Here is a 23,600-nt window from a genome sequence, read left to right as displayed (position 1 = left end):
AAAAATTGAATAAGTTTGATAAGCCTATGAATATCAAGACAAAAATGGTATCGGCTATTAATTCTCAAACTTCTCTATCATTATTTAATGATGAGAGTTTTATTGAGGATCCTATTTTATATTTTGGCTACCAGAAAAATAGACTAGGAAACATTGTAGATCCAAAACTGGTTTATATTGATGAAGACCAAGTTAAATGGACGATCAGTCAGAATGACTTACCAGGTGCTGATAATGTTAATATTACTACATCATCACCAGTCGCACCGACTGCTACTCCAACTTTAAGAGAAACTGCTAAAAAGAAAAGCAGTTAATTTATAACAGAGCGGCTCCAACTCTCTTTAACTTTAAAACTAGACTATAAAAATGAATCACACGCAGCTAATTTTTGCAAGAGAATACAGAGGTTATTCCCAGACTGAATTAGCAAAGAATATTGATGGGTTATCACAATCAAATCTTTCTAAATTTGAAAAAGGAATAAATGTACTCTCTGATGATATCCTAATGAAAATCATCAAGTTCCTAGACTTCCCTTTGGGTTTTTTCGAACAAAAAATTTCTATAGTTTGTGAAAACGCAGAATACAGAAAACGTGCTACTATAACTAAAAAGCAAAGATCTTACTTAGACTATACGAATAAATTAATCGGCTTTATTGTTGATCAAATGTCAATTTCAGTTGAATGGCCTGAATTTAAACTTATACCTATTGACTTAGAAGAAGGTTACACTCCTGAATATGCAGCTAGTTACACACGCAAAACACTTAACATCAAGGAAGGTGATCCGGTAAATAATATTTTTCAAATGCTTGAATCAAAAGGTGTGATAGTAGCTGAAATTGATGCATTCGAAAAATTTGATGGTGTTTCTTTCTTAACAGATGAAGGATACCCTGTAATTGCAATAAACAAGAACTTTGACAATGATCGTAAGCGATTTAGTTTAGCACACGAGCTCGGCCATATAATTATGCATTTAGCAGGCGGATTCCCTATCCCCTTAAATAGAGATAAGGAAATGGAAGCCAATACCTTTGCGAGCGAATTTTTAATGCCGGCGCAATTTGTCAAAAATGCTTTAAGAAATTTAAAACTTTCATATTTGGCTGACCTAAAACGCTACTGGTTAACCTCAATGTCTTCAATTATCAGAAGGGCTAAAGACTTAGGTTGCATTAACTACGACAGATATCGCTATTTAAATATTGAATTAAGCAGAAGCGGACAAAAGAAAAAAGAATCTATCAAAGTACCTATAGACAAGCCTACTCTACTTCAAAATGGTTTTAATCTTCATTTTAATGAATTAGGTTATAGTCTTGATGAGTTATGCGAAGCATTTAAGCTCCCATTGGATATTTTGAAAAGAATATATACAGAAAATAAATCTGATAACAGACTGAGAGTTGCATAAATCAGCTTCCCATATAAATGGACTCTTTTATAAAAACCAAAAAACCTGAAACAGAAATTGCTTCAGGTTTTCTTTTGTGGAGAAGATGGGATTCGAACCCACGACCTCTTGACTGCCAGTCAAGCACTCTAGCCAACTGAGCTACATCCCCATTTTTTTGCGCCAACGCCTTCCGGCAGCGCTCTTTAAGTATTTCTCACGCATGCGTGCCTCTATTTGGGTTGGTTGCTCTTCAGAGTAAATTCTCTTCCAAGGCCGAAAAGGCTTAGTGGAAGTTACATTTCCTCTATTGTGTTCTAAAAGTCTAGCATCTAAATTTTGGGTGAAACCTACATACTTTCTTCCAGAGCTTAAACTCTCTAAAATATATACAAAATACATTCTACATACAGTCTTGCACTCCCCGCCCGTACCGAAAAGGTACGTTCGGGCGGGTAGCCAACTGAGCTACATCCCCATTTGGAGGGCGTAAATATAACCAAATTCCTTAATAAACATCCCAATTATCATTTTTGCTGCTGATGCTTTTTACATTCAGCGTAAATGCCTCATTTTTGCAAAAAACCTCCCTAAATGATACGACCCGCTACTTCTGCAGATGTTGATGAAATCTTGCAAGTGACCGCCGATTGCGCAAAAGCGATGATCGCAAAAGGTATTTATCAATGGAATGAACACTACCCATCGCACGCAGCTTTTGAAGAAGATATTAAACGCAACGAACTTTACATCTACACGCACCAAGAGCGTATTCTGGGTACTGTTGTGGTTTCCACTTTAAAAGATGAGATTTATGAGGAAATCACCTGGCTGACGCCTTCTGACGCCCGCTGTATTTACATTCATCGGCTGGCCGTTCATCCTGAAGCGCAAGGTCAAGGAATCGCACAGCAAATGATGCAATTTGCAGAAGAGTATGCCCGAGAGCACGATTTTGCTTCCGTTAGGCTGGACACCTTCAGTAAAAATGAGAGGAATAATATTTTTTATACTAAACGGGGTTATCAAAAGCTTGAACCGGTCTATTTTCCCAAGCAAAGTGAATTTCCGTTTTACTGCTACGAACTCGTGTTGTAAATACCGGCTTTAGAAATCTTATTTTCGCCATACACTAAAACTCATGACCACAACCAACCCGCTTTCTTTTAAAAATATAAACCGTCTTGCTGTTCCGGCATTATTGGCGGGTATTGCAGAACCTATACTTTCTGCAACAGATGCGGCTGTGGTGGGCAATGTGCCTGATAATGCTACAGAAGTTCTTGCCGCTGTGGGTATTGTGGGTTCGTTTTTGTCTGCGCTTATTTGGATTTTGGGCCAAACGCGTAGCGCATTGCAAGCCATCATCGCGCAGTATTATGGTGCTGATAAAATTGACGAGATCAGCACGCTTCCGGCGCAGGCGATCTATTTCAATATCCTGTTGAGTATTGTGATCTTGGTCACCACGCTTCCCTTTATTGAAGCTATTTTTTCGCTCTATAATGCCTCGGGGCTCATCCTCGACTACTGCGTGCAGTATTATTCCATTCGGGTTTGGGGTTTCCCACTTACCTTATTCACCTTTGCTGTTTTCGGCATTTTTAGAGGGTTACAAAATACCTTTTGGCCAATGGTTGTTGCAATAATTGGTGCCGGTGTGAATATTCTGCTTGATTTTATTTTGGTCTATGGAATCGAGGGCTACATTCCCGCAATGCAGATTGAAGGTGCTGCGTATGCCAGTCTAGGTGCGCAAGCGTTAATGGCAGTTTTATCACTGATTCTTGTGCTTATCAAAACCGATGTAAGCCTAAAACTCCTCTTCCCAATTCATCCCGAACTATGGAGGCTCGTGGGTATGGCGCTCAACCTTTTTGTACGTACCATCGCTTTAAATCTTGCCTTATATCTTGCCAATTCGTTTGCTACAGATTATGGCGCTTCCTACATTGCGGCACAAACTATTTTGATCAACATCTGGTTATTTTCGGCATTTTTTATTGATGGATATGCCGCTGCCGGAAACATTCTCGCAGGCCGTTTTCTCGGTGCTAAAGATTACACAAGTCTTTGGGAGTTGAGTAAAAAGCTGAGCAAGTACAGCCTGATCATTGCCGGCGGATTGATGCTTATCTCTGCCATTTTATATGAACCTATCGGATTAATTTTCAGTAAAGAACCCGAAGTGATCGCACGATTTACAGCGCTGTTTTTCGTGGTAATTCTCATGCAACCGTTAAACGCCCTCGCCTTTATTTTTGACGGAATTTTTAAAGGAATGGGCGAAATGAAATACCTGCGCAACGTACTGATGGCCGCCACATTTCTAGGTTTTGTTCCCGCGATTTTTATTGGGGATTATTTTGGACTGAAACTCTACGCGGTCTGGATCGCTTTTTCCGTTTGGATGATGGTACGAAGTGGCGCACTTATTCTCAAGTTCAGAAAACGCTTTAAACCAAAAGTAGACTAAAAAAGCTACCTCGTCTTTAACCAGCCCGTAATGCTCAAACGCTCTGAAGCCAATACCGGTTTTACCTCGTGCTCCAGAATTTGACTTTCAAAAATCACCACGCGACCGGGTTTAGGAATGATATCAAGCGCACGCTCTCCTTCTCCTTCGGGCAGATAAATCGTGAGTTCGCCACCATTGCTTGCCACCCAACTGTCGTCGTTTAAATAGCAAACCATCGAGAGTTTACGGCGATCGTCATTTTGAAAGGTATCCAGATGCCTTTTATAAAACGTGCCTTTTGGGTAAATCGCATAGTGAAATTCCTTCTGAAGAATTCCCAGAAAACATGTACGGTTTAGATAGGCAACAAGGTCATTTATTTTAGCAAAAAATAAGTGCTCTTGCGGTCTTCCTTCAGCTTCATTGATCCATTTAATAAAGTCTCCTCGAATGGTCTTATCGATCTCTTCATTAAACTTGTTGCCAATAGCTGCCTTTTTAAAACGATCTGCCTCGTAAACTTCCTTCAGCGATTGTCTTAATTCTTCAATTTCTTCCGAAGAAAAAAAGTCATCTACAATGGCATAATTGCAAGCAAGTAAATCTGTAATAACCTGCTCATAGGTAGGGTTTTCAACAAAATCTACCTGCTCAAAAAGCTGTGTATTCATAGGCGATAAAATCCTCAAAAATAGGATCAAAAATTGCGCACAAATAACGCACAAAAAACATTGCGAAATTCGCAATTTTTAAGCCCTTGATTATTTTCTAGGTGCGCCGCTTAGACTTTGTTACTTTTGCCTAATTAATCATATCATTTATGGATATTTTACAGTTTTTAAGCGGGACCGGTATTTACCTCATTTTTGCGATTGCACTTATCGTGGTGGTTTTGGTTAGAAAATTTAAAAAATAGTTATGAGCAACATTCGCATCACCAAACAGTTCTCTTTTGAAACCGGTCACGCACTTTATGGCTACGATGGCAAGTGTCGCAATGTGCACGGCCACAGTTATAAACTTTCGGTAACGGTGATCGGGACGCCTATTTCAGATAGCAACAATGTGAAGTTTGGGATGGTTATCGATTTTGGTGATCTTAAAAGAATAGTGAAAAGCGAGATCGTAGATGTATTTGACCACGCGACAGTTTTTAATAAAAATACGCCGCACGTTGAGCTGGCCAAAGAACTTTCAGACCGTGGGCATAATGTGTTGTTGGTAGATTATCAACCTACCAGCGAGATGATGGTGATTGATTTTGCTGAAAAAATAAAGAAACACCTTCCGGAAAATATCAATCTTTTTTCGCTGAAATTGCAGGAAACCGATACCAGTTTTGCTGAATGGTATGCCGCTGATAATGCGTAATCTTCAAGTATGAATCAAGCCATAACAGCAATACATATCCCTGAAGGAAAAAAGGTGTATTTCTCTAGTGATAATCACTTGGGCGCACCTACTGCTGAAGCGAGCAAACCCCGCGAGAAAAAGTTTATCGCTTGGTTGAGCGCGATCGAAGCAGATGCTGCAGCGATTTTTTTATTGGGTGATCTGTTTGACTTTTGGTTTGAATATAAAACCGTTGTTCCTAAAGGCTTTGTACGCGTTTTAGGTAAACTGGCGCAACTGCGCGATAAGGGCATCCCGATCTACTTTTTTGTAGGAAATCACGATTTGTGGATGAAGGATTACTTTAAAACCGAACTCGACATTCCTGTTTATCACGAGCCGCGCATTTTTGACTTGAACAACAAACGCTTTTTTATAGGCCACGGCGACGGTCTGGGCCCTGGAGACAAAGGCTACAAACGCATGAAAAAAGTGTTTACTTCGCCGTTTTTTCAGTGGTTGTTCCGTTGGGTGCATCCTGATATTGGAGTGCGAGTAGCACAGCATCTTTCCGTAAAAAATAAGTTGATAAGTGGTGAAGACGATCAAAATTTCCTTGGAGAAGAAAATGAATGGTTGGCTACATACGCCAAGCGGAAATTAGAAACCGCACACTACGATTACTTCATTTTTGGTCACCGGCATTTACCGATGACGATCGAAGTTGGCAAATCTTCCACGTATTACAATCTAGGCGATTGGATCACACATTACACTTATGGTGTTTTTGACGGAACATCTTTTGAATTGAAAGAATACAGCTTTTAGTTTAATGCGGTTTGCATAAACTGTTGCGTTTCCATTCTTAAAATCGTCTGATCTAAAAGATCCTGAATAGCATAAACCTCATCCCGACTTACCGCCAGATCAACATCTGGAGAAGGCGTTTTAAGCAATAACGACCGGCATTCCCGTGGTGCAGGGCAATCTTTGCAAGTGCTTTGTGCTAGCGTATCCTGAGTTAAATGCGCAAACGCTTTGAGTTGATCGAGCGTAAAATAAAATCCCATATCCCTAAAAACAACCTGCGCTTTAATACTGCTGTGTTTTGAAGTTTTCCAGTAAAACGAAATGCCACTATCGTTGCGGTAAATAATATCAATATGCTTCATAACCTAAGGTTTGAAACAAATATACAGAAGTTATTTAGAACAAATCTAAATAGAATATTAATTATTCCTGAATGTCCCGCAGTTTCAACTGAATGCTTTTAGTACCATTCCATTCATTAATATCTAAGGAATATGCGGCTTTAAAAGGTTTTTTATGCTGAATTAAATCACATTTGGAACCCAGCCCAAAACCAATGGCTCCAATAGTCTGACTTCCATTTTGGGTGACGCTGCATTTTAAATGGGTTTCATCTGCACCTACACATTTACCGTAACCGGTATCAGTGAGATTTTTACTCATAAACACGGGAGTCATATTTCCAGGGCCATACGGCGCAAATTGCCGAAGAATACGGTAAAATTTTGGAGTGATATCATCAAGTTCAAGTTCGGCATCTATGGTGATCTCAGGAATAAGCAAGCGCTCGTCAATAGAACTGCTTACCACTTCTTCAAATTTTTGTTTAAAACCTTCATATTGATGTTCTCCAAGGGTGAGACCCGCAGCATATTTGTGCCCACCAAACTGTTCTATATGTTCGCTACACTGCTCTAAAGCATCATACACATCAAAACCTTTTACAGAACGTGCGCTCGCGGCTAACTTTTCGCCACTTTTAGTAAATACTAAAGTTGGTCGATAATAGGTTTCGGTTAATCTTGAAGCCACAATACCAATCACACCTTTGTGCCAATTTTCCTGAAAAACCACGGTGGTTTTTCGGTTTTCTTCTTTATTCGTTTCTATTTGCAATAAGGCTTCCTGCGTGATTACCTTATCAAGATCTTTCCGCTCTGCGTTAAAACCTTCGATCCCTGAAGCCATTTCCTGCGCACGCTCATAATCTTGTTCGGTAAGTAATTCTACGGCGTGTAGACCGTGTTTGATTCTTCCCGCCGCGTTAATGCGTGGTGCGATGATAAAGACCACATCGGTGATCGTGAGTTCGTCTTTGTTCACATTTTCGATCAAAGCTTGAATTCCGGTTCGAGGCAGGGTATTGATCACATCAAGACCGTAAAATGCCAGCACTCGGTTTTCACCGGTAATGGGCACAATATCAGCACCAATCGCAGTTGCCACAAGATCCAGATAGGGCACCAGGGTTTTTACCGGTAAGCCCTTCTCCTGCTCCATTGCTTGAATCAATTTAAAACCAACGCCACAACCGCATAGCTCTTTATACGGATAATCGCAATCCTCCCGTTTTGGGTCTAAAACCGCAACTGCCTCCGGAATTTCTGCACCGGGACGGTGGTGATCACAAATTATAAAATCGATCCCGAGCTTCTTAGCATAGGCAACTTTTTCAATTGCTTTTACCCCGCAATCCAGCGCAACGATGAGCGTGATGTCATTGTCGTGCGCATAATCTATACCTGTATAAGAAACACCATAACCTTCGGCATAACGATCGGGAATGTAGGTCGCCACTTGTGGATGTAAGGTTTTGAGATAGCTACTCATCAATGCAACACTGGTGGTCCCGTCAACGTCATAATCTCCGTAAACCAAAATATTTTCGTTTTGAGCTATTGCCGAATTTATGCGGGCAACCGCCTTATCCATATCTTTCATCAGGAACGGATCGTGCAAATCTTCTAACGAGGGTCTAAAAAAAGCTTTGGCTTTATCATAAGTATCTACTCCGCGCTGAATTAAAAGCTGCGCGATTTTCTCAGGTATGGCCAGCTGCTTAGCAAAAGCGTTGATTTTCTCAGTTTCAGGAATAGGTTTGAGTGTCCATCGCATTGCTGCAATAAGTTTTAAGTGGGATTCGTATTGACGTTGGTCTCAACCAACAGCTATTTGATTACAAATTTACTTTTATAATCCAAGCATCTTCAAAATCATTCAATTTTCTAAATTCAACCAACCGCTCGTATAGCGCATCAGGATTGGTGCTGTAATCAATATAAATGTAATGATAGTTGTTTTCTGGATTAACAAACCGAACCGGTGAAAGACCTCTTAATTTCATTTTCTCTTGCCAGCGTAAGGCATTTTTACGCTGCGCAAAAACATGATTCACGATGTAATAACCACGATCCATTCCCGGCACCGCCATGGGTTTTGTTGCCAGCATATCTTGTAAAGCCTGAGGCCGATCTACCGGAATTTCCTGAGAGCCTTGAGCAGTCTTTAGGGTCTCTCCATCCTTTCCTAATACTGCCACATCTTCTTTTTCTGCTTCAGTAGTAGCGCGATTTTTCACCCCTTCTTGAGTTGTAAGTGTTGCTTTATTCGGAATACGGTCTGGCTTACCTTCAACGATCACACGCTGATAGAAATCCGTGCTTATTTCAGTTTGAAAAGCATTAAAGAATACAAACAATCGGTCTGATTCTGTTTTAAACTGAAGCTTCATACGCGTCGCATCGTTAGCGATCAATGCATTGTTTTCGTTAGGAATATCAACTTTAGCCAAGTCAAATCCTAGCGTGTTTGAGTTTTCCGGAATGCGATCAATATACTTTTTATCACCTATGGTTATACTGCTGTTGAAAAAATTATTGGCATAACGTACGCGACTCTTAAGCGGAACAAACTCATCTTCTTTCTCGCTGTACACCCCAACTTGGTCACCAACCAAAATCAAATCGCCTTCTAGCGCTGCCAAGGTAATCGAGGTATTTACCGAACCATTTTCTACCACTCTAAAATTATTGAAATCTAACTCTTGTGAGTTGTTAGGATTTATAAAACTGAAGCCGTGATAGCCGGCAAAATATTGTAAAGGTGCTTCAGGATCTTCAAAAACCAGATAAAGCATCCACCCGGCAGAACTCCCACCGTACATATAACCTTCTAGTGCCGTAACATTCGCCAGCGTATAGGTACCCGATCTTGCGTTTTCTGTTTGTAACAAGGTGGTGATATCACTATAGCAAACGTAGGGAGCAGCATTTTTTAGCTCGGTGATTTGATCCTGCATACCGTCATAGAGCACTTCGCCCATAACCGAATGATACGCGTCACTTCCCGGCAGCTGTAGCTGTACCTGATCAAAAGGAATACTCCGCTTTTTCTTGATCACATAGTCAATTCTGTTTTTGCGTGTTTTCTGTTTACCGCGCTCCCCGGGATAGGTAGCTGCCCAATATAAACCCGCATATTTAATACGTGCGTGTTCCGGTAATTCTAATGTAGCACTGCTCGAACTATATGTTTCCTTGTTGTTATCTACATCTATATAAACCATCTCTGTACGATCATTAAGACCTTTAGAACGTCTATAAACGCGCGTGGGATGATCGCTTAAAATGGTGTTGCCTATGACACGCGTGTCACCATTAAGATAAAACTCATTTACCTTTTTAAAGGGCAAACCTTGTCCCAGACAAGAACTTGAAAAAACCAGAAAAACAATAAGTAATTTATAGTACATAGCAGTATTGTTAGATTTGGGAGCGTACAAGTTACAAATTAGCCTCATTTTATTTCTAATTGATTTTGTGTAATTTACATTCCTTATTCACAATCATGAAGCGCATTAAATTTTATAAAACCTTTTCTACAAGCAATCTGCTTATTTTAGGAGTAATTCTTCTGACGATGGGCTTTTCTAGTTATAAAATTCTTTTTTCAGAAACTGAAAATGTAAGCACCTACGTCATTATTAATAGTCTATTTAGTGTACTGCTTATTATCTATAGTTACCGCAAACAAAAAGCACATTGGGTTCAATATGACCAAAAACGCATTAATCTAAAACTCGCCGGGGTTCAACAAATCATTAAAAGAAAAGCGATCTCAAAAATTAAAGTAAACGGAAAGTCCATTGAAATTCTATTCAAAGCAAGTCCTGGATTAGTGCTGGACCTCGAGTCTTACGCCACTGAAGATGTGCTTCTTTTTGAGAATATTTTAAAAAACAACAATTAATGAGCGCTAAAAACATCACTTTTATCAATCAAAATGAACCTTGGCGACTAGCCGTTGCTGCTGTAGGCTTTGTTCTGTTTTTAGTAGGAATGCTTTCTTTAAAAGAAACTGTATTTGGGACCTTGATTCAACCTCTGGGTATGCTGCTTTTGTTTGTCCCGCATTTTATTCCTTTTAAGCTGAAGAACTATGTGCGATATACCAAGCATATGATTTCTTTTAAACTAGAAAAAGGTGGAAGTTATACTTATAGGTTTTCTCAAATAAAATATGTGGAAGCTTATGAGGATCGCCTCATCATTTTCAAATCAAAAAAAGAAGTCTGAACAAGTGATCATTGAAGGCTATGCTAAAGCCGACATCAACCGACTTCTAGACTTGTTGCAGCCTGAAACTAAACAAGTCGCAGAAACTGCCTAGCTTTTAGGCTTTCCTCCTACGATAATCACAATTTCTCCCTTAGGCGCTTTGGCCTCAAAATGTTTTAAAACCTCGGCTGCGGTACCACGTACCGTCTCTTCATGTAGTTTTGAGATCTCTCTGGAAACCGAAATGCTTCGGTCTTCACCAAAGAATTCTACCATGTTTTTTAAGGTCTTCACCAGCTTATGCGGACTTTCATAAAAGATCATCGTGCGCTCTTCTTCCGCCAGAAGTAAAAAGCGGGTTTGTCTTCCTTTTTTCACCGGAAGAAATCCTTCAAAAACAAATTTATCATTAGGTAGCCCGCTGTTAACCAAAGCCGGGACAAAAGCTGTGGCGCCCGGCAGACAGTCAACCTCCAAGCCTGCTTCTACACAAGCACGCGTTAATAAAAATCCGGGATCTGAAATAGCCGGAGTTCCTGCGTCACTTATCAATGCAAGCGTTTGACCGTTTTTAATGCGGTCTACAAGACCTTCAACCGTTTTATGCTCGTTGTGCATATGATGCGAATGCATCTGTGTTGTGATCTCAAAATGTTTGAGAAGCTTCCCACTGGTGCGGGTATCTTCGGCAAGAATAAGATCTGCTTCTTGCAGTACTTTTACCGCTCTAAAGGTCATATCCTCCAGATTGCCAATAGGCGTGGGAACAAGGTAAAGTTTACCCATTTTTAATCAAATTTACGAGCGATAAGCTCTTTGAAGCGCGTCTCATACATCTCTTTACCTTCCCAATTGTTATAGTCTGGTTTTACCATTTGGTCGATAAGGTTAAATGCTTCTTCTTCAGAATTTGCGGTGTTGAGTTGAGAAAGCACCCGGTTATAATCGGTATCGCTGCCGTTAAAAAGATGCTTTATAAACGCAATACGATCATTAAGTCCAAAGGAAAGTCCGCGAGAGATACGGTCATTCAAGCGTTTTGGCTTGCTCTCCTGTGGTTTTTCATCCTCTTCAAACTCGGCTATACGACCATATTCGCCTATCTCGTCTTTATCATTTTTCACCGCATCAGGTTGCTGTGTGATTTGCTGAAACATCGCTTCAATAGCGTCAGCTTCCGGCGGCATTTGTGCAACGATATCCTTGATCTTTTCCATCACCGGTTCATGCAAAGAAGCCTGATTGATCTTGGGTTCTTTTTGCTCTTTCGGTTTGGGATTTTCTGCTTTAGGCTTTGGTTCTTCGGGAGTTCTTAAACGCTCAAAAAGTTCTTCGTTGGCCGCCGCTATACGAGCGATGCGTTCCAATTCGGTTTCCTCTTTTTGGGGTGCTTCAGTGGGAGTTTCTTCAACCTGTTCTTGTTGAATTTCTTGAATACTTTCTGCAATCACTTCAGTATTTTCATCTTCTAAAGCTTTTATAATTTCGGCTTTATCTGTTGCAGGTTGCCCCGCGTCAAAACTAGCCTCTATATAAGCAAGAACAGATAGTGCTTCATAAATCTTCTGAGCTTCATTTTTTAGGGTCTCGTAGTCACTCTCTGAGTCAAGTTTTAAAATCTTGTGCGCCAGGCTCACCAAGTCAGATTTTAATTTCTTCTTCATAAGTTTTTTGTTTGCTCTGTTTATTTGCTGGGGTTTTTAATAAATTTGCTAAGCCCTCAAAGAATAGCACCTTTGCCCTTTAAGAGGTTGAAAAGTACGAAATGTTTCTCGAAAATACCGTTAATCATAAAGAGCAATTTGGATGGATAGAAGTCATATGTGGCTCTATGTTCTCGGGTAAAACCGAAGAATTAATTCGCCGATTAAAGCGTGCCAAGTTTGCCAAACAAAAGGTTGAAATCTTTAAACCTGCTATAGATACCCGCTATGATGATGAGCTGGTCATCTCTCATGATGCTAACGAAATAAGATCTACTCCGGTACCTGCTGCGGCTAATATTCCTATTCTTGCAGACGGTTGTGATGTGATAGGTATTGACGAAGCCCAGTTTTTTGATGAAGAAATCGTGAAGGTGTGTAATGATCTTGCCAACCGTGGAATCAGAGTCATTGTTGCCGGTCTGGATATGGACTTTAAAGGAAACCCTTTTGGCCCTATGCCTGCGCTTATGGCTACCGCAGAGTATGTTACCAAAGTACACGCCGTGTGTACCCGTACGGGAAATCTGGCGCAATTCAGCTATAGAAAAGCAACCAGCGATGATCTTGTATTGCTGGGAGAAACTGAAGAATATGAACCCTTAAGCCGTAGTGCTTATTATAAAGCAATGTTACGGGAACGTCTTAAAACCATTGAGGTTAAAGACCCCGAAGAACTTAAAAACCCTAAAACAAAAGAATAAATGTCGCACACTGTTCTAGAACTAGACCTAAATGCCTTAAGCCATAACTATGACTATCTTCGGTCTAAATTAGAACCAGACGTAAAAATGCTGGGCGTTGTAAAAGCGTACGCCTACGGAAGCGCGTCTGTTGCTGTGGCAAAAAAACTTGAAGAAAAAGGTATCGATTACTTAGCGGTTGCTTATACCGCAGAAGGCGTTGCACTACGCGAAGCAGGAATAAAAACACCTATTTTGGTGCTGCACCCACAAATCGAAAACTTTGACCAAATTATAAAACATCAGCTTGAGCCTAGTATTTATAGTTTTAGAGTACTAAAAGCTTTTACCGAAATCACTGAAGCACAAGGCTTAAAAGCATATCCCATTCATATAAAATTCAACACCGGCCTAAACCGTCTAGGGTTTAAAGACGTGAATGAAAAAGATATTCTTGAACAACTTCACGCCACCGAAGCTTTAAAGGTAAAGTCGCTTTTCTCTCATCTCGCAGCCAGTGAAGACCCAAACGAACGAACCTTTACCCTGCAGCAGATTGAAAATTTTGAGAACAATGCTAAGCATATGATCGCAGGTTTAGGATATACTCCTATGCTGCATCAAAGCAATACTTCGGCGATAATTAATTACCCGCAAGCTCAGTTTGATATGGTGCGCTCCGGAATCGGACTTTACGGTTACGGGAATACGCAAGAGGAAGATCTTAAATTAAAACCGGTTGCTACACTGAAAACCGTGATCTCTCAAATTCATGATATTTCAATTGGTGAAACCGTAGGATACAATCGTGCACATACAGCTGCAAAATTAGGCCGAAGCGCTACGTTGCCCATTGGCCACGCTGATGGAATTTCGCGTGCTTATGGTAAAGGGCGCGGCTATGTGATGATCAATGGTAAAAAGGCTCCGATCATAGGTAATGTGTGTATGGATATGATTATGGTTGATGTGACCAAAATTGATTGTGAAGAAGGAGATGAGGTGGTCATTTTTGGAAAAGGGGCATCAGCAGTGGCGCTCTCTGCTCGCATTAAAAGTATTCCTTATGAGTTAATTACAGCGGTTTCTCAACGTATAGAACGAAAAATTATAGAATAACTAACGTTTTCTACTTTTCGACTTTTTAATATTTATCTATCTTAGAACCTTAATTAACTAAAAACCGACTCAAAAATGGCATTTTTTAAAGATTTTAAAGCCTTCTTAATGAAGGGAGACATTGTTGCTCTGGCAACAGCTGTAATCATTGGTGGAGCGTTTAACAAGATCGTTGGCTCTCTTGTAAAAGACGTGATTATGCCGGTTATTGGCGTTTTAATGGGTGGTAAAAACGTAAATAACCTCTTCTTTTCTCTAGACGGCGGTGAGTATGATACGGTTGAAGCTGCTGTAGAAGCCGGTGGAGCGATTATGACCTACGGTAACTTTCTACAAGCGGTTATTGATTTTATCATCATTGGCTTTGTGATTTACTGGTTGTTGAAAGGTTATGAGAAAACCAAGAAGAAAGAAGAAGCTAAACCAGCTGCTCCTAAAGGACCTACTCAAGAAGAATTACTTATCGAAATTCGTGACGAATTGAGAAAGAAATAATTGATTATATGCCTCAGGGCACAAACCGCTGCACTGCAGACTAATTTTAACTAAACCCTCGAAGAAATTCGGGGGTTCTTTTTGTTATATAAATAACATAATGTTTTTAAAACATACAAAATGTCACTTTTTAAACAAATGTGTATATTTTTAATAAGATAGTCTGCTTTTTTGCAAAGTGTTGCTACTTTTGGCGTCCGCAAAGAGATAAGCTGCGGGACTGGCTGTATTTCAGCACTAATAAACCATTTAAATTATCTCTCATATTGAGATTGACATACGCTAAAGATTAAAATTATGAAAGTAGCTGTTGTAGGTGCTACCGGGATGGTAGGCCACGTAATGTTGCAAGTACTCGCAGAACGCAACTTCCCCATAACCGAATTAATACCTGTTGCGAGCGCACGCTCGGTAGGTAAAACGGTTACCTATAAAGATAAAGAATATACCATTAGTTCTATGGAAGATGCGATTGCAGCACGTCCTGATATCGCGATTTTTTCTGCAGGTGGTGGGACTTCGTTAGAGTTTGCTCCTAAGTTTGCAGAAGTTGGTACTACTGTGGTAGACAACTCTTCTGCGTGGAGAATGGATCCTGAAAAAAAACTTATTGTTCCTGAGATCAACGCTTCAGAATTAGAAGATTCTGATAAAATCATCGCTAACCCTAACTGTTCTACCATTCAGATGGTTTTGGCTTTAGCACCTTTACATAAGAAATACAAGATCAAGCGTCTTGTGATCTCTACCTATCAGTCGATTACAGGAACCGGAGTTAAAGCGGTTCAACAGTTAGAAAATGAATACAAAGGAGAGCAAGGTGATATGGCTTACGCATATCCTATTCACCGCAATGCAATCCCTGCTTGTGATGTATTTACCGAAAATGGGTATACCAAAGAAGAAATGAAACTCGTTAACGAGACTCAGAAAATCTTAGGTGATAACACGATTGCAGTTACCGCTACAGCGGTACGCATCCCGGTTGTGGGTGGCCATTCTGAAGCGATCAACGTACAGTTTGAAAATGATTTTGACCTGGCGGAAGTTCGCCAACTGCTTCAAGCACAAGATGGTGTTACCATTCAAGATAATCCGGATACCAATACTTACCCAATGCCTATTTACGCTGAAGGTAAAAACGATGTGTTTGTAGGTCGTATTCGTCGTGATTATTCTCAAGAAAACACGCTAAATATGTGGGTCGTTGCAGATAACCTGAGAAAAGGTGCAGCAACCAACGCGGTTCAAATCGCTGAATATCTAGCAGCTAAAGAATTGGTTTAGTTTAAAAGAACCTAATAATTTCACAAACCTCTGAGACCTGCCGTTTCGGAGGTTTTTTTTATTGGCACCGCCAAAGGGTTTAATACTCCGATGCTTGCCTCGAAATTGAAAATTCGTTCCCAAGCAATGCCTCTTAGGCTTGCCCTGAGGAAGTTTACTGACTATATTTGAAAGAATTCAATTTTGCTTCAAATGAAAAAATTAGCGTATGTGGGCGCACTTACGATTCTCTTCAGCGCCTGTGAAACCAATGAAAAAAAATCCCCTGAAATGGCAGTGACTTATCCTGAAACGAAAAAGGTAGATACCGTTGACACCTATTTTGGCACCGAAGTTCCCGACCCGTATCGCTGGCTTGAAGACGATCGCAGTGCCGAGACTGAGGCTTGGGTAAAAGCAGAAAATAAAGCCACTTTTGGCTATTTAGATAAGATTCCGTTTAAAGATGAAATCAAGCAAAAGCTTGAGAAAATCTGGAACTACGAGAAAATTGGCGCTCCTTTTAAAGAAGGTGATTACACCTATTTTTACAAAAATGACGGACTGCAAAATCAATATGTGATCTACCGTTATAAAACCGGTGAAGATCCTTCTACTGCAGAAGTATTTTTAGACCCTAACACCTTTGCCGAAGACGGTACGGTTTCACTAGGCGGACTTAGTTTTTCAGATAATGGAAAACTTGCTGCGTATAGTATTTCTGAAGGTGGAAGCGACTGGAGGAAGGTTTTGGTTATGGATGCTGAAACCAAAGAGATCACCGAAGATACTTTGGTCGATATCAAATTTAGCGGAATCTCTTGGCGCGAGAACGACGGGTTTTACTACTCGAGTTATGACAAGCCAGACGGCAGCGAACTTTCAGCAAAAACAGATCAGCATAAAGTGTATTACCACAAGCTGAATACGGCTCAAAAAGAAGACGAACTGATCTTTGGCGGTACGCCTGAGCAAAAGCATCGCTACATTGGTGCCGGGACTACAGAAGACAATAAATACTTGATCTTGAGCGCTAGTAATGCAACGTCGGGAAACAAGCTTTATATCAAAGATCTGAGCAAGCCAAATGCCGATTTTGTTGCGATTGTTGATACGGAAGAAACCAATACTTCTGTGATCGAAAATGTAGGTTCTAAACTTTACATTGTGACCGACAAAGATGCGCCCAACCGTAAGATTGTTACCGTGGATGCTGCTAATCCAACTCCAGAAAACTGGGAAGATTTTATCCCGGAGACCGAAAATGTGCTTTCGCCCTCTACCGGTGGTGGTTACTTTTTTGCAGAGTATATGGTTGATGCGGTTTCGCAAGTAAAACAATACGATTACGAGGGTAAGCTCGTACGTGAAGTTGAACTTCCCGGTATCGGAAGCGCCGGCGGTTTTGGTGCTAAAAAAGAAGATAAAGAACTTTATTACAGTTTTACCAACTATACCTCTCCAGGAAGTATTTACAAATACGACATCGAGTCTGGAACTTCTGAATTGTTCCGCAAACCGGCAATCAATTTTGATCCTGAAAATTACGAGAGCAAGCAAGTATTTTATACCTCAAAAGACGGTACAAAAGTTCCTATGATCATCACCTTTAAAAAAGGCTTAGAACGTAACGGTAAGAACCCAACCATTCTTTATGGTTATGGAGGTTTTAATATTTCGCTTACGCCTTCGTTCAGCATTACTAATGCGATCTGGATGGAAATGGGCGGTGTGTATGCCGTGCCTAACCTGCGTGGTGGCGGCGAATATGGTAAAGAATGGCACGATGCCGGGACCAAAATGCAAAAGCAAAATGTCTTTGATGACTTTATCGCTGCCGCAGAATACCTGATTTCAGAAAACTATACCTCAAGCGATTATTTGGCCGTTCGCGGGGGTTCTAACGGTGGTTTGCTCGTGGGTGCAACGATGACGCAAAGACCCGATTTGATGAAGGTAGCGCTTCCTGCTGTAGGTGTGATGGATATGCTGCGTTATCACACATTCACCGCCGGAGCCGGCTGGGCATACGACTATGGAACTTCAGAAGACAGCAAAGAAATGTTTGAGTACATTAAAGGTTATTCTCCTGTGCATAATGTAAAAACCGGAACAGAATATCCTGCGACCTTAGTAACCACAGGAGATCACGATGATCGCGTAGTTCCTGCACACAGTTTTAAATTTGCGGCAGAATTGCAAGAGAAACAAGCCGGTGACGCGCCTGTTTTGATACGTATTGAGACAGATGCCGGCCACGGTGCAGGAACTCCGGTAAGCAAGCAAATTGAGCAAACAGCAGATATTTTTGCCTTTACGCTTTACAATATGGGCTTTGACGTGCTTCCCGAAAAAACTAAATCAGAAATTAAAGGCTAACTGCGGAGCTTTTTAAAACCAATAAAATTAAGACCTCAAAGGCTTTGATAACTTTTGAGGTCTTTTTATATTCTATTATGCTAAAAGTAGACATAACCGACTTCGGCTATACCGAAAAAACCGTTTTAAAAAACCTTGACTTCACGGTAGAAAAAGGAAAGCACATTTCTATTTTAGGGGAAAGCGGCTGCGGAAAAAGCACCTTGCTTAAAATCATCTACGGCTTGCTTCACGTTGAAAACGGGACGGTTTTTTGGAACGACAACGAACTTTTAGGCCCCAACTTTAACTTGGTCCCGGGAGAGCCTTTTATCAAATATCTCGCTCAGGATTTTGACTTGATGCCCTATATTTCGGTGGCAGATAATATTGGGAAACATTTGTCGCGTCGTTTTATGCAGCAGCGAGAAGAACGCATCAACGAACTTCTTGAAGTGGTTGATATGACCGCTTTTGCCGATGTACACGTAAAATTGTTGAGTGGCGGACAAAAACAGCGCGTTGCACTTGCACGTGCGATTGCCAAAGAGCCCGAATTATTGTTGCTGGACGAACCGTTTAGCCATATTGACAACTTTAGACGGAATGCCTTACGCCGAAATCTCTATGCGTATCTGAAAAAAGAAAATATAACCTGCATTACTGCTACGCACGACAGCGAAGAAGCACTTTCTTTTTCAGACGAAATTAAAATGATGCGTGAGGGTCAATTTATACAAACCGCAACTCCGGAAGCCTTGTTTAAAAACCCTAAGAATGCTTATGTCGCTTCGTTTTTTGGAGACGTAAATACACTGGAGCTTGATGATGAAAAACATTTGATTATGCCGCATAAATTGCAGGTATCTCAAGAAGAAACCCAAATCAAAGCCAGCGTTTTAAAAAGCTATTTTAAAGGAAGTCACTACCTCGTTGAAGCTGAAGCTCAAGGGCAAAAGATCTACTTTAATACTGCTGAAACTTTAGAAAAAGATACTGCTGTTTATTTAAAACTGAAGCTCTAATCTAGCGCTCTACTTCATCGCTTTTGGCGGCGCCAATAAATCCGCCAGCTCCTTCCCTATCTGGCTACCAATGGCGACACCCATTCCACCAAGTCGAACACCGCAAAAAACATGTTCAGAAAGCGGTTTTAGAATTGGCTTCTTTTGAGCTCCAACACCCAGAATTCCGCTCCAGCGATAATCGATTTCAACTGGAGTTTGCGGTAGAATTATTTGACTGAGTGTCTTTTCTAAATACGCTTGAATAGTTTCTGAAATCCCGAGTGCATTGGTTTGTTCCCCGGTTAAATCCAGATTGCGGCCGCCTCCTAAAAGGATTCGGTTATCGATATTTCTGAAATAGGTATAGCCTTCATCCAGATGAAACGTACCTTTAATTTTTAGGTCAGCAATAGGTTTGGTCACCAATACTTGATTGCGCGCAGGCTGCACTTGAGTAATTCCCAAATGTGCTGCAAAACCATTGGTTGCTATAAACAGTTTATTTGTTTTGAATGAGATGGAATTTGCTCGTATTTCTACACTATTCGATAGCGTTTCAAAACCGGTAACCGTCCAATTATTTAAGATCAATATATTTTGCTGAAGCGCTTTTTGAAGCAGACCTTGCATCATTTTCCCCGTGTCTATTGCTCCTTCTTCAGTATTAAACAGGAGATTGTCTTGAACATTCTTAAACTGAAATCTGTTCGGAACACTACTGAAAACAGGCTTTTCAAAAACCGGTTCGAGCAATTCATTTAGATATTCGATCTGGCTGAAGCAGCTTTCATAAAGCTCAAGATTTGTAGTTAGAAAAAGTTCGTAACCGCCACATTTTTCGAAATTGATAGCGCGATCGCCTAAAGTTTCTCTCAAAACTTTCAGCCCCTCTACGCGCATTTTAACCAGTTTTAAAACTTCGTCTTCGCTATGCCGTTCTAAATCGGATAAAAGCTCTGAAACGCTCCCGAAACAAGCGAAACCAGCATTTTTTGTGCTCGCTCCCTGCGGAAGACTTCCGCGCTCAAGAATTAAAATTTTAGCCTTTGGAAAGCGTTTACGCAGCTGCAACGAACAACTGAGCCCGGTGATGCCACTTCCCACAATGGTAAAGTCGACATCTGCTAGCCAGGATTTATATTCCCAATACGAGAGATTAGAATGAGCTTCTTGCATAACTGCTTAAAGATAGCAGAATTTTGCATTAGGTATTGAAGGATTTGTTTGAGCTCTTCTGCCCCCTTTGGTAGAAAGCGAGTCCTGAGAGCCTGCCTTTGCCGGCAGGCAGGACCGACCTAATCGCTAGCGCAGGTAATGCCCAAAAGAAACTTCTTTAAGGTATAAAACCCTTTGTTGCTAACCATAAAAAAACCCCGAACAAACGTTCAGGGTTGATATCTATTGAAAGGTAGACGTTATTCTTCTACCGGTGGATTCATTTTAAAATCATCCATAAAGGCAGTAGTGTAGTTACCTGAAATGTATGCAGGATCGTCCATCAACTGTCTGTGGAATGGGATCGTTGTTTTGATTCCTTCAATAACAAACTCATCTAATGCACGCTTCATTTTATTGATCGCCTCTTCACGAGTTTGTGCGGTAGTGATCAATTTAGCGATCATAGAATCGTAGTTAGGAACGATTGAATACCCGCTGTAAACGTGCGTATCTATACGAACTCCGTGACCGCCCGGCGCGTGTAAGTTGGTAATCTTACCTGGTGAAGGTCTAAAGTTGTTATAAGGATCTTCCGCGTTGATACGGCACTCGATAGAATGCAATTGCGGATAGTAGTTTTTACCAGAAATTGCAACTCCGGCAGCAACCAGAATTTGCTCGCGAATCAAGTCATAATCTACTACTTGCTCCGTAATAGGATGTTCTACCTGAATACGTGTATTCATTTCCATAAAGTAGAAATTGCGGTGTTTATCTACCAAAAATTCTACGGTACCGGCTCCTTCATATTTAATGAATTCTGCGGCACGAACGGCTGCAGCTCCCATTTTCTCACGAAGTTCATCGGTCATAAATGGTGAAGGTGTTTCTTCGGTAAGTTTTTGATGACGACGCTGTACGGAACAATCACGTTCAGAAAGGTGACAGGCTTTACCGTTGCTGTCTCCTACAACCTGAATCTCAATATGGCGTGGCTCTTCGATAAGCTTTTCCATATACATCCCGTCGTTTCCGAAAGATGCAGCAGCTTCTTGGCGAGCAGAATCCCAAGCTTTACGCAAGTCATCTTTTGACCAAACAGCGCGCATACCTTTACCACCACCACCGGCAGTAGCTTTAAGCATTACAGGATATCCTGTTTCTTCTGCGATGCGCTCACAAGATTCAAAATCTTCGATGATCCCGTCACTACCGGGAACACAAGGAACTCCGGCAGCTTTCATCGTCGCTTTTGCAGTTGCTTTATCTCCCATTTTTGAAATCATATCAGGAGATGCTCCGATGAATTTTACATCGTGTTCTTGACAAATTTTTGAAAAACGAGCATTTTCAGAAAGGAACCCGTAACCTGGGTGAATGGCGTCTGCATTTGTAATTTCGGCAGCAGCCATAATATTTGCTATTTTCAAATACGATTCGCTACTTGGAGCCGGCCCAATACAAACGGCTTCATCTGCAAAACGTACGTGCAAACTTTCGGCATCTGCAGTAGAATAAACCGCTACAGTTTTGATGCCCATTTCTTTACAGGTTCTTATTACACGCAGTGCAATCTCCCCTCTGTTTGCTATAAGTATCTTTTTAAACATATCTGTTGTGCTTTATAGTTTAAGCCACAAGGCTTTAATCTATAGTATTTGATCTTTTAAACGCAGTTTTTCAGCGTATGCTTTCCAAAGGTGGAAACTTTAGATCAAATAAATAATTATGCAGGGTCTACCAAGAATAATGGTTGGTCAAATTCAACCGGAGAAGAATCATCAACAAGTACTTTAACGATCTTACCGCTAACTTCACTTTCGATCTCGTTGAATAATTTCATGGCTTCAATAACGCAAAGTACGTCACCTTCTTTGATACTTGCTCCAACTTCAACAAAAGTTGGTTTATCTGGTGCCGGTTTGCGGTAGAATGTACCAATGATTGGTGACTTTACTGTAATGTATTTGTCACTATCATCTGCCTTTGGCCTTTCAGCTTCTGGAGCTGCAGGGGCTGGTGCCGGAGCTGCAGGTTGTGCTGCAGGAGCTGCTTGCTGTGGCATTGCAGAACCCATCATAGGTACTTGCTGAAGGATTGTGGTCTCACCTTTACTGTCTTCACCAGTTCTAATGGTGATTTTCACATCGTCCATCTCAAGTTTAACCTCGCTTGCGCCAGATTTAGCAACAAACTTGATAAGATTCTGAATTTCTTTTAAATCCATAATTAATAACGTTAGTTAGATTAAAAATTAAGCATTGTAGGCCCACTTCAAATAAATGGAACCCCAAGTAAAACCGCCTCCAAAAGCGGCAAATATTAAATTATCCCCTTTTTTAAACTGCTTTTCAAAATCATTTAAAAGCAAGGGAAGTGTCGCAGATGTTGTGTTTCCGTAGCGTGCTATATTCATAAGCACTTTGCTATCATCAAGCCCCATGCGTCGCGCAGTTGCATCAATGATGCGTTTATTTGCTTGGTGTGCTACAAGCCAACTAACGTCATCATGACTTAGGTTATTGCGCTGCATAATACGCTCGCTTACATCTGCCATATTTGAGACTGCAAATTTAAAAACTGTTTTGCCGTCCTGATAAACATAGTGTTTTTTATTTGCTACGGTTTCCTCTGATGCCGGCATTAAAGAACCTCCCGCTTCAATACGCAAGAAATCTCTTCCTATACCATCAGAGCGTAAGAATTCGTCTTGAAGTCCAAGACCTTCTTCATTAGGTTCAAAAAGTACAGCGCCACCACCATCACCAAAGATGATGCAGGTAGTACGATCTGTATAATCTATAATAGAAGACATTTTATCTGCTCCTATTAAAAGTACTTTTTTATATTTTCCTGAAGCTACATATGCCGAAGCTGTAGACATTCCATATAAAAAGCTGGAACACGCAGCTTGTAAATCGTAAGAAAATGCATTTGTTGCACCTATTTGCGTTGCTACATAAGCAGCGGTAGATGCCACGGGTAAGTCGGGAGTTGCGGTAGCCATAATGACCATATCAATTTCTGATGGGTCGACACCGCTTTTATTGATCAGGTCTTCGGCAGCTTTAATACCTAAAAAAGAAGTTCCTTTATCGGGATCTTTTAGGATTCTGCGCTCTTTAATTCCTGTTCTGGTTGTGATCCATTCATCATTGGTCTCAACCATGGTTTCCAAAATTTCATTGGTAAGCACATATTCTGGCACATAAGCGCCAACAGCAGTTATGGCTGCAGTGATTTTACTCATATAA

Annotated in this window: 25 protein-coding genes and 1 tRNA gene; 14 read left to right on the top strand and 12 right to left on the bottom strand. The window is 40.8% G+C overall.

The features are described from left to right. A partial coding sequence (locus tag MED217_RS18400; protein WP_009782079.1) for a hypothetical protein occupies positions 1–317 on the top strand: 317 nt, incomplete at its 5' end. Between the two features lie 52 nt (positions 318–369). Next, positions 370–1,422, top strand: coding sequence for a helix-turn-helix domain-containing protein (locus tag MED217_RS18395; RefSeq protein ID WP_009782078.1), 1,053 nt, complete (start codon positions 370–372; stop codon positions 1,420–1,422). A gap of 77 nt (positions 1,423–1,499) precedes the next feature. On the opposite strand, the gene MED217_RS18390 is transcribed toward MED217_RS18395, so the two are convergent. Together MED217_RS18390 and MED217_RS18895 are read right to left on the bottom strand one after the other, a co-directional pair. Continuing rightward, a tRNA-Ala gene (locus MED217_RS18390) sits at positions 1,500–1,573 on the bottom strand. After that, positions 1,564–1,803, bottom strand: coding sequence for a GIY-YIG nuclease family protein (locus MED217_RS18895; RefSeq protein ID WP_009782077.1), 240 nt, complete (start codon positions 1,801–1,803; stop codon positions 1,564–1,566). The genes MED217_RS18390 and MED217_RS18895 overlap by 10 nt, the downstream gene beginning before the upstream one ends. 192 nt (positions 1,804–1,995) lie before the next feature. Here MED217_RS18895 and MED217_RS18385 point away from each other — a divergent pair, with 192 nt between their 5' ends. Next, the gene (locus MED217_RS18385) at positions 1,996–2,499 is read left to right on the top strand and encodes a GNAT family N-acetyltransferase (protein WP_009782076.1); all 504 of its coding nucleotides are present in this window, start codon (positions 1,996–1,998) and stop codon (positions 2,497–2,499) included. 43 nt (positions 2,500–2,542) lie between these two features. Continuing rightward, positions 2,543–3,877, top strand: coding sequence for an MATE family efflux transporter (locus MED217_RS18380; RefSeq protein WP_009782075.1), 1,335 nt, complete (start codon positions 2,543–2,545; stop codon positions 3,875–3,877). 5 nt (positions 3,878–3,882) lie between these two features. Here the strand turns inward: MED217_RS18380 and MED217_RS18375 are convergent, their stop codons facing one another. Beyond that, positions 3,883–4,530, bottom strand: a complete 648-nt coding sequence (locus tag MED217_RS18375) for a 2OG-Fe(II) oxygenase (RefSeq protein WP_040533064.1) — start codon at positions 4,528–4,530, stop codon at positions 3,883–3,885. Positions 4,531–4,777: 247 nt separating this feature from the next. Between MED217_RS18375 and MED217_RS18370 the strand changes: the two genes are divergently transcribed. Both MED217_RS18370 and MED217_RS18365 read left to right on the top strand, forming a co-directional pair. Continuing rightward, positions 4,778–5,230 (top strand): 6-pyruvoyl trahydropterin synthase family protein, encoded by a 453-nt coding sequence (locus MED217_RS18370; protein WP_009782072.1) that lies wholly within the window; start codon positions 4,778–4,780, stop codon positions 5,228–5,230. Between the two features lie 9 nt (positions 5,231–5,239). Then, positions 5,240–6,019, top strand: coding sequence for a UDP-2,3-diacylglucosamine diphosphatase (locus MED217_RS18365; RefSeq protein WP_009782071.1), 780 nt, complete (start codon positions 5,240–5,242; stop codon positions 6,017–6,019). On the opposite strand, the gene MED217_RS18360 is transcribed toward MED217_RS18365, so the two are convergent. The 3 genes from MED217_RS18360 to MED217_RS18350 all read right to left on the bottom strand — a co-directional run bounded on the left by MED217_RS18360 (position 6,016) and on the right by MED217_RS18350 (position 9,752). Next, complete coding sequence (locus MED217_RS18360) at positions 6,016–6,363, bottom strand: hypothetical protein (RefSeq protein WP_009782070.1); 348 nt, start codon at positions 6,361–6,363, stop codon at positions 6,016–6,018. The two genes, MED217_RS18365 and MED217_RS18360, sit on opposite strands and share 4 nt — an antisense overlap. Positions 6,364–6,424: 61 nt before the next feature. Continuing rightward, entirely contained in the window at positions 6,425–8,116 is a 1,692-nt protein-coding gene (recJ, locus tag MED217_RS18355; protein ID WP_009782069.1) for a single-stranded-DNA-specific exonuclease RecJ, read from the bottom strand. Positions 8,117–8,177: 61 nt separating this feature from the next. Beyond that, on the bottom strand, positions 8,178–9,752 hold the full coding sequence (locus MED217_RS18350; protein ID WP_009782068.1) for a hypothetical protein: 1,575 nt from the start codon (positions 9,750–9,752) through the stop codon (positions 8,178–8,180). A 95-nt stretch (positions 9,753–9,847) separates the two neighbouring features. Between MED217_RS18350 and MED217_RS18345 the strand changes: the two genes are divergently transcribed. Together MED217_RS18345 and MED217_RS18340 are read left to right on the top strand one after the other, a co-directional pair. Beyond that, complete coding sequence (locus tag MED217_RS18345) at positions 9,848–10,249, top strand: hypothetical protein (RefSeq protein ID WP_009782067.1); 402 nt, start codon at positions 9,848–9,850, stop codon at positions 10,247–10,249. Further along, complete coding sequence (locus MED217_RS18340; RefSeq protein ID WP_009782066.1) at positions 10,249–10,575, top strand: hypothetical protein; 327 nt, start codon at positions 10,249–10,251, stop codon at positions 10,573–10,575. The genes MED217_RS18345 and MED217_RS18340 overlap by 1 nt, the downstream gene beginning before the upstream one ends. A gap of 90 nt (positions 10,576–10,665) precedes the next feature. Here the strand turns inward: MED217_RS18340 and rsmI are convergent, their stop codons facing one another. Further along, positions 10,666–11,343 (bottom strand): 16S rRNA (cytidine(1402)-2'-O)-methyltransferase, encoded by a 678-nt coding sequence (gene rsmI, locus MED217_RS18335; protein ID WP_009782064.1) that lies wholly within the window; start codon positions 11,341–11,343, stop codon positions 10,666–10,668. Positions 11,344–11,345: 2 nt separating this feature from the next. Beyond that, positions 11,346–12,221 (bottom strand): hypothetical protein, encoded by an 876-nt coding sequence (locus tag MED217_RS18670; RefSeq protein ID WP_009782063.1) that lies wholly within the window; start codon positions 12,219–12,221, stop codon positions 11,346–11,348. Positions 12,222–12,322: 101 nt separating this feature from the next. On the opposite strand from MED217_RS18670, the gene MED217_RS18325 reads away from it, so the two are divergent. From MED217_RS18325 to MED217_RS18300, 6 genes are all read left to right on the top strand, one after another. Next, positions 12,323–12,964, top strand: coding sequence for a thymidine kinase (locus MED217_RS18325; RefSeq protein ID WP_009782062.1), 642 nt, complete (start codon positions 12,323–12,325; stop codon positions 12,962–12,964). Further along, entirely contained in the window at positions 12,965–14,062 is a 1,098-nt protein-coding gene (gene alr / locus MED217_RS18320; protein WP_009782061.1) for an alanine racemase, read from the top strand. A 75-nt stretch (positions 14,063–14,137) separates the two neighbouring features. After that, the gene (gene mscL, locus MED217_RS18315) at positions 14,138–14,557 is read left to right on the top strand and encodes a large conductance mechanosensitive channel protein MscL (RefSeq protein ID WP_009782060.1); all 420 of its coding nucleotides are present in this window, start codon (positions 14,138–14,140) and stop codon (positions 14,555–14,557) included. Between the two features lie 297 nt (positions 14,558–14,854). After that, on the top strand, positions 14,855–15,844 hold the full coding sequence (locus tag MED217_RS18310; protein WP_009782059.1) for an aspartate-semialdehyde dehydrogenase: 990 nt from the start codon (positions 14,855–14,857) through the stop codon (positions 15,842–15,844). A gap of 192 nt (positions 15,845–16,036) precedes the next feature. Then, positions 16,037–18,202, top strand: a complete 2,166-nt coding sequence (locus MED217_RS18305; RefSeq protein WP_009782058.1) for a prolyl oligopeptidase family serine peptidase — start codon at positions 16,037–16,039, stop codon at positions 18,200–18,202. A gap of 77 nt (positions 18,203–18,279) precedes the next feature. Then, complete coding sequence (locus tag MED217_RS18300) at positions 18,280–19,206, top strand: ABC transporter ATP-binding protein (protein WP_040533847.1); 927 nt, start codon at positions 18,280–18,282, stop codon at positions 19,204–19,206. Positions 19,207–19,215: 9 nt separating this feature from the next. Here MED217_RS18300 and MED217_RS18295 read toward each other — a convergent pair whose 3' ends face one another. The 4 genes from MED217_RS18295 to MED217_RS18280 all read right to left on the bottom strand — a co-directional run bounded on the left by MED217_RS18295 (position 19,216) and on the right by MED217_RS18280 (position 23,596). Further along, on the bottom strand, positions 19,216–20,364 hold the full coding sequence (locus MED217_RS18295) for an NAD(P)/FAD-dependent oxidoreductase (protein ID WP_009782056.1): 1,149 nt from the start codon (positions 20,362–20,364) through the stop codon (positions 19,216–19,218). Positions 20,365–20,603: 239 nt separating this feature from the next. Then, positions 20,604–21,956 carry an acetyl-CoA carboxylase biotin carboxylase subunit gene (gene accC / locus MED217_RS18290; RefSeq protein WP_009782055.1) on the bottom strand — a complete coding sequence of 451 codons (1,353 nt, stop codon included), beginning with the start codon at positions 21,954–21,956 and terminating at the stop codon, positions 20,604–20,606. Between the two features lie 116 nt (positions 21,957–22,072). After that, positions 22,073–22,573, bottom strand: coding sequence for an acetyl-CoA carboxylase biotin carboxyl carrier protein (gene accB / locus MED217_RS18285; RefSeq protein ID WP_009782054.1), 501 nt, complete (start codon positions 22,571–22,573; stop codon positions 22,073–22,075). Between the two features lie 27 nt (positions 22,574–22,600). After that, on the bottom strand, positions 22,601–23,596 hold the full coding sequence (locus MED217_RS18280; protein WP_009782053.1) for a beta-ketoacyl-ACP synthase III: 996 nt from the start codon (positions 23,594–23,596) through the stop codon (positions 22,601–22,603). Positions 23,597–23,600 lie beyond the last annotated feature (4 nt).

This window comes from Leeuwenhoekiella blandensis MED217 (genome assembly GCF_000152985.1).
In the GTDB taxonomy this organism is placed as follows: domain Bacteria; phylum Bacteroidota; class Bacteroidia; order Flavobacteriales; family Flavobacteriaceae; genus Leeuwenhoekiella; species Leeuwenhoekiella blandensis.
Note: the sequence above shows the minus strand (reverse complement) of the source record. Positions and strands in the feature narration are given on the sequence as shown.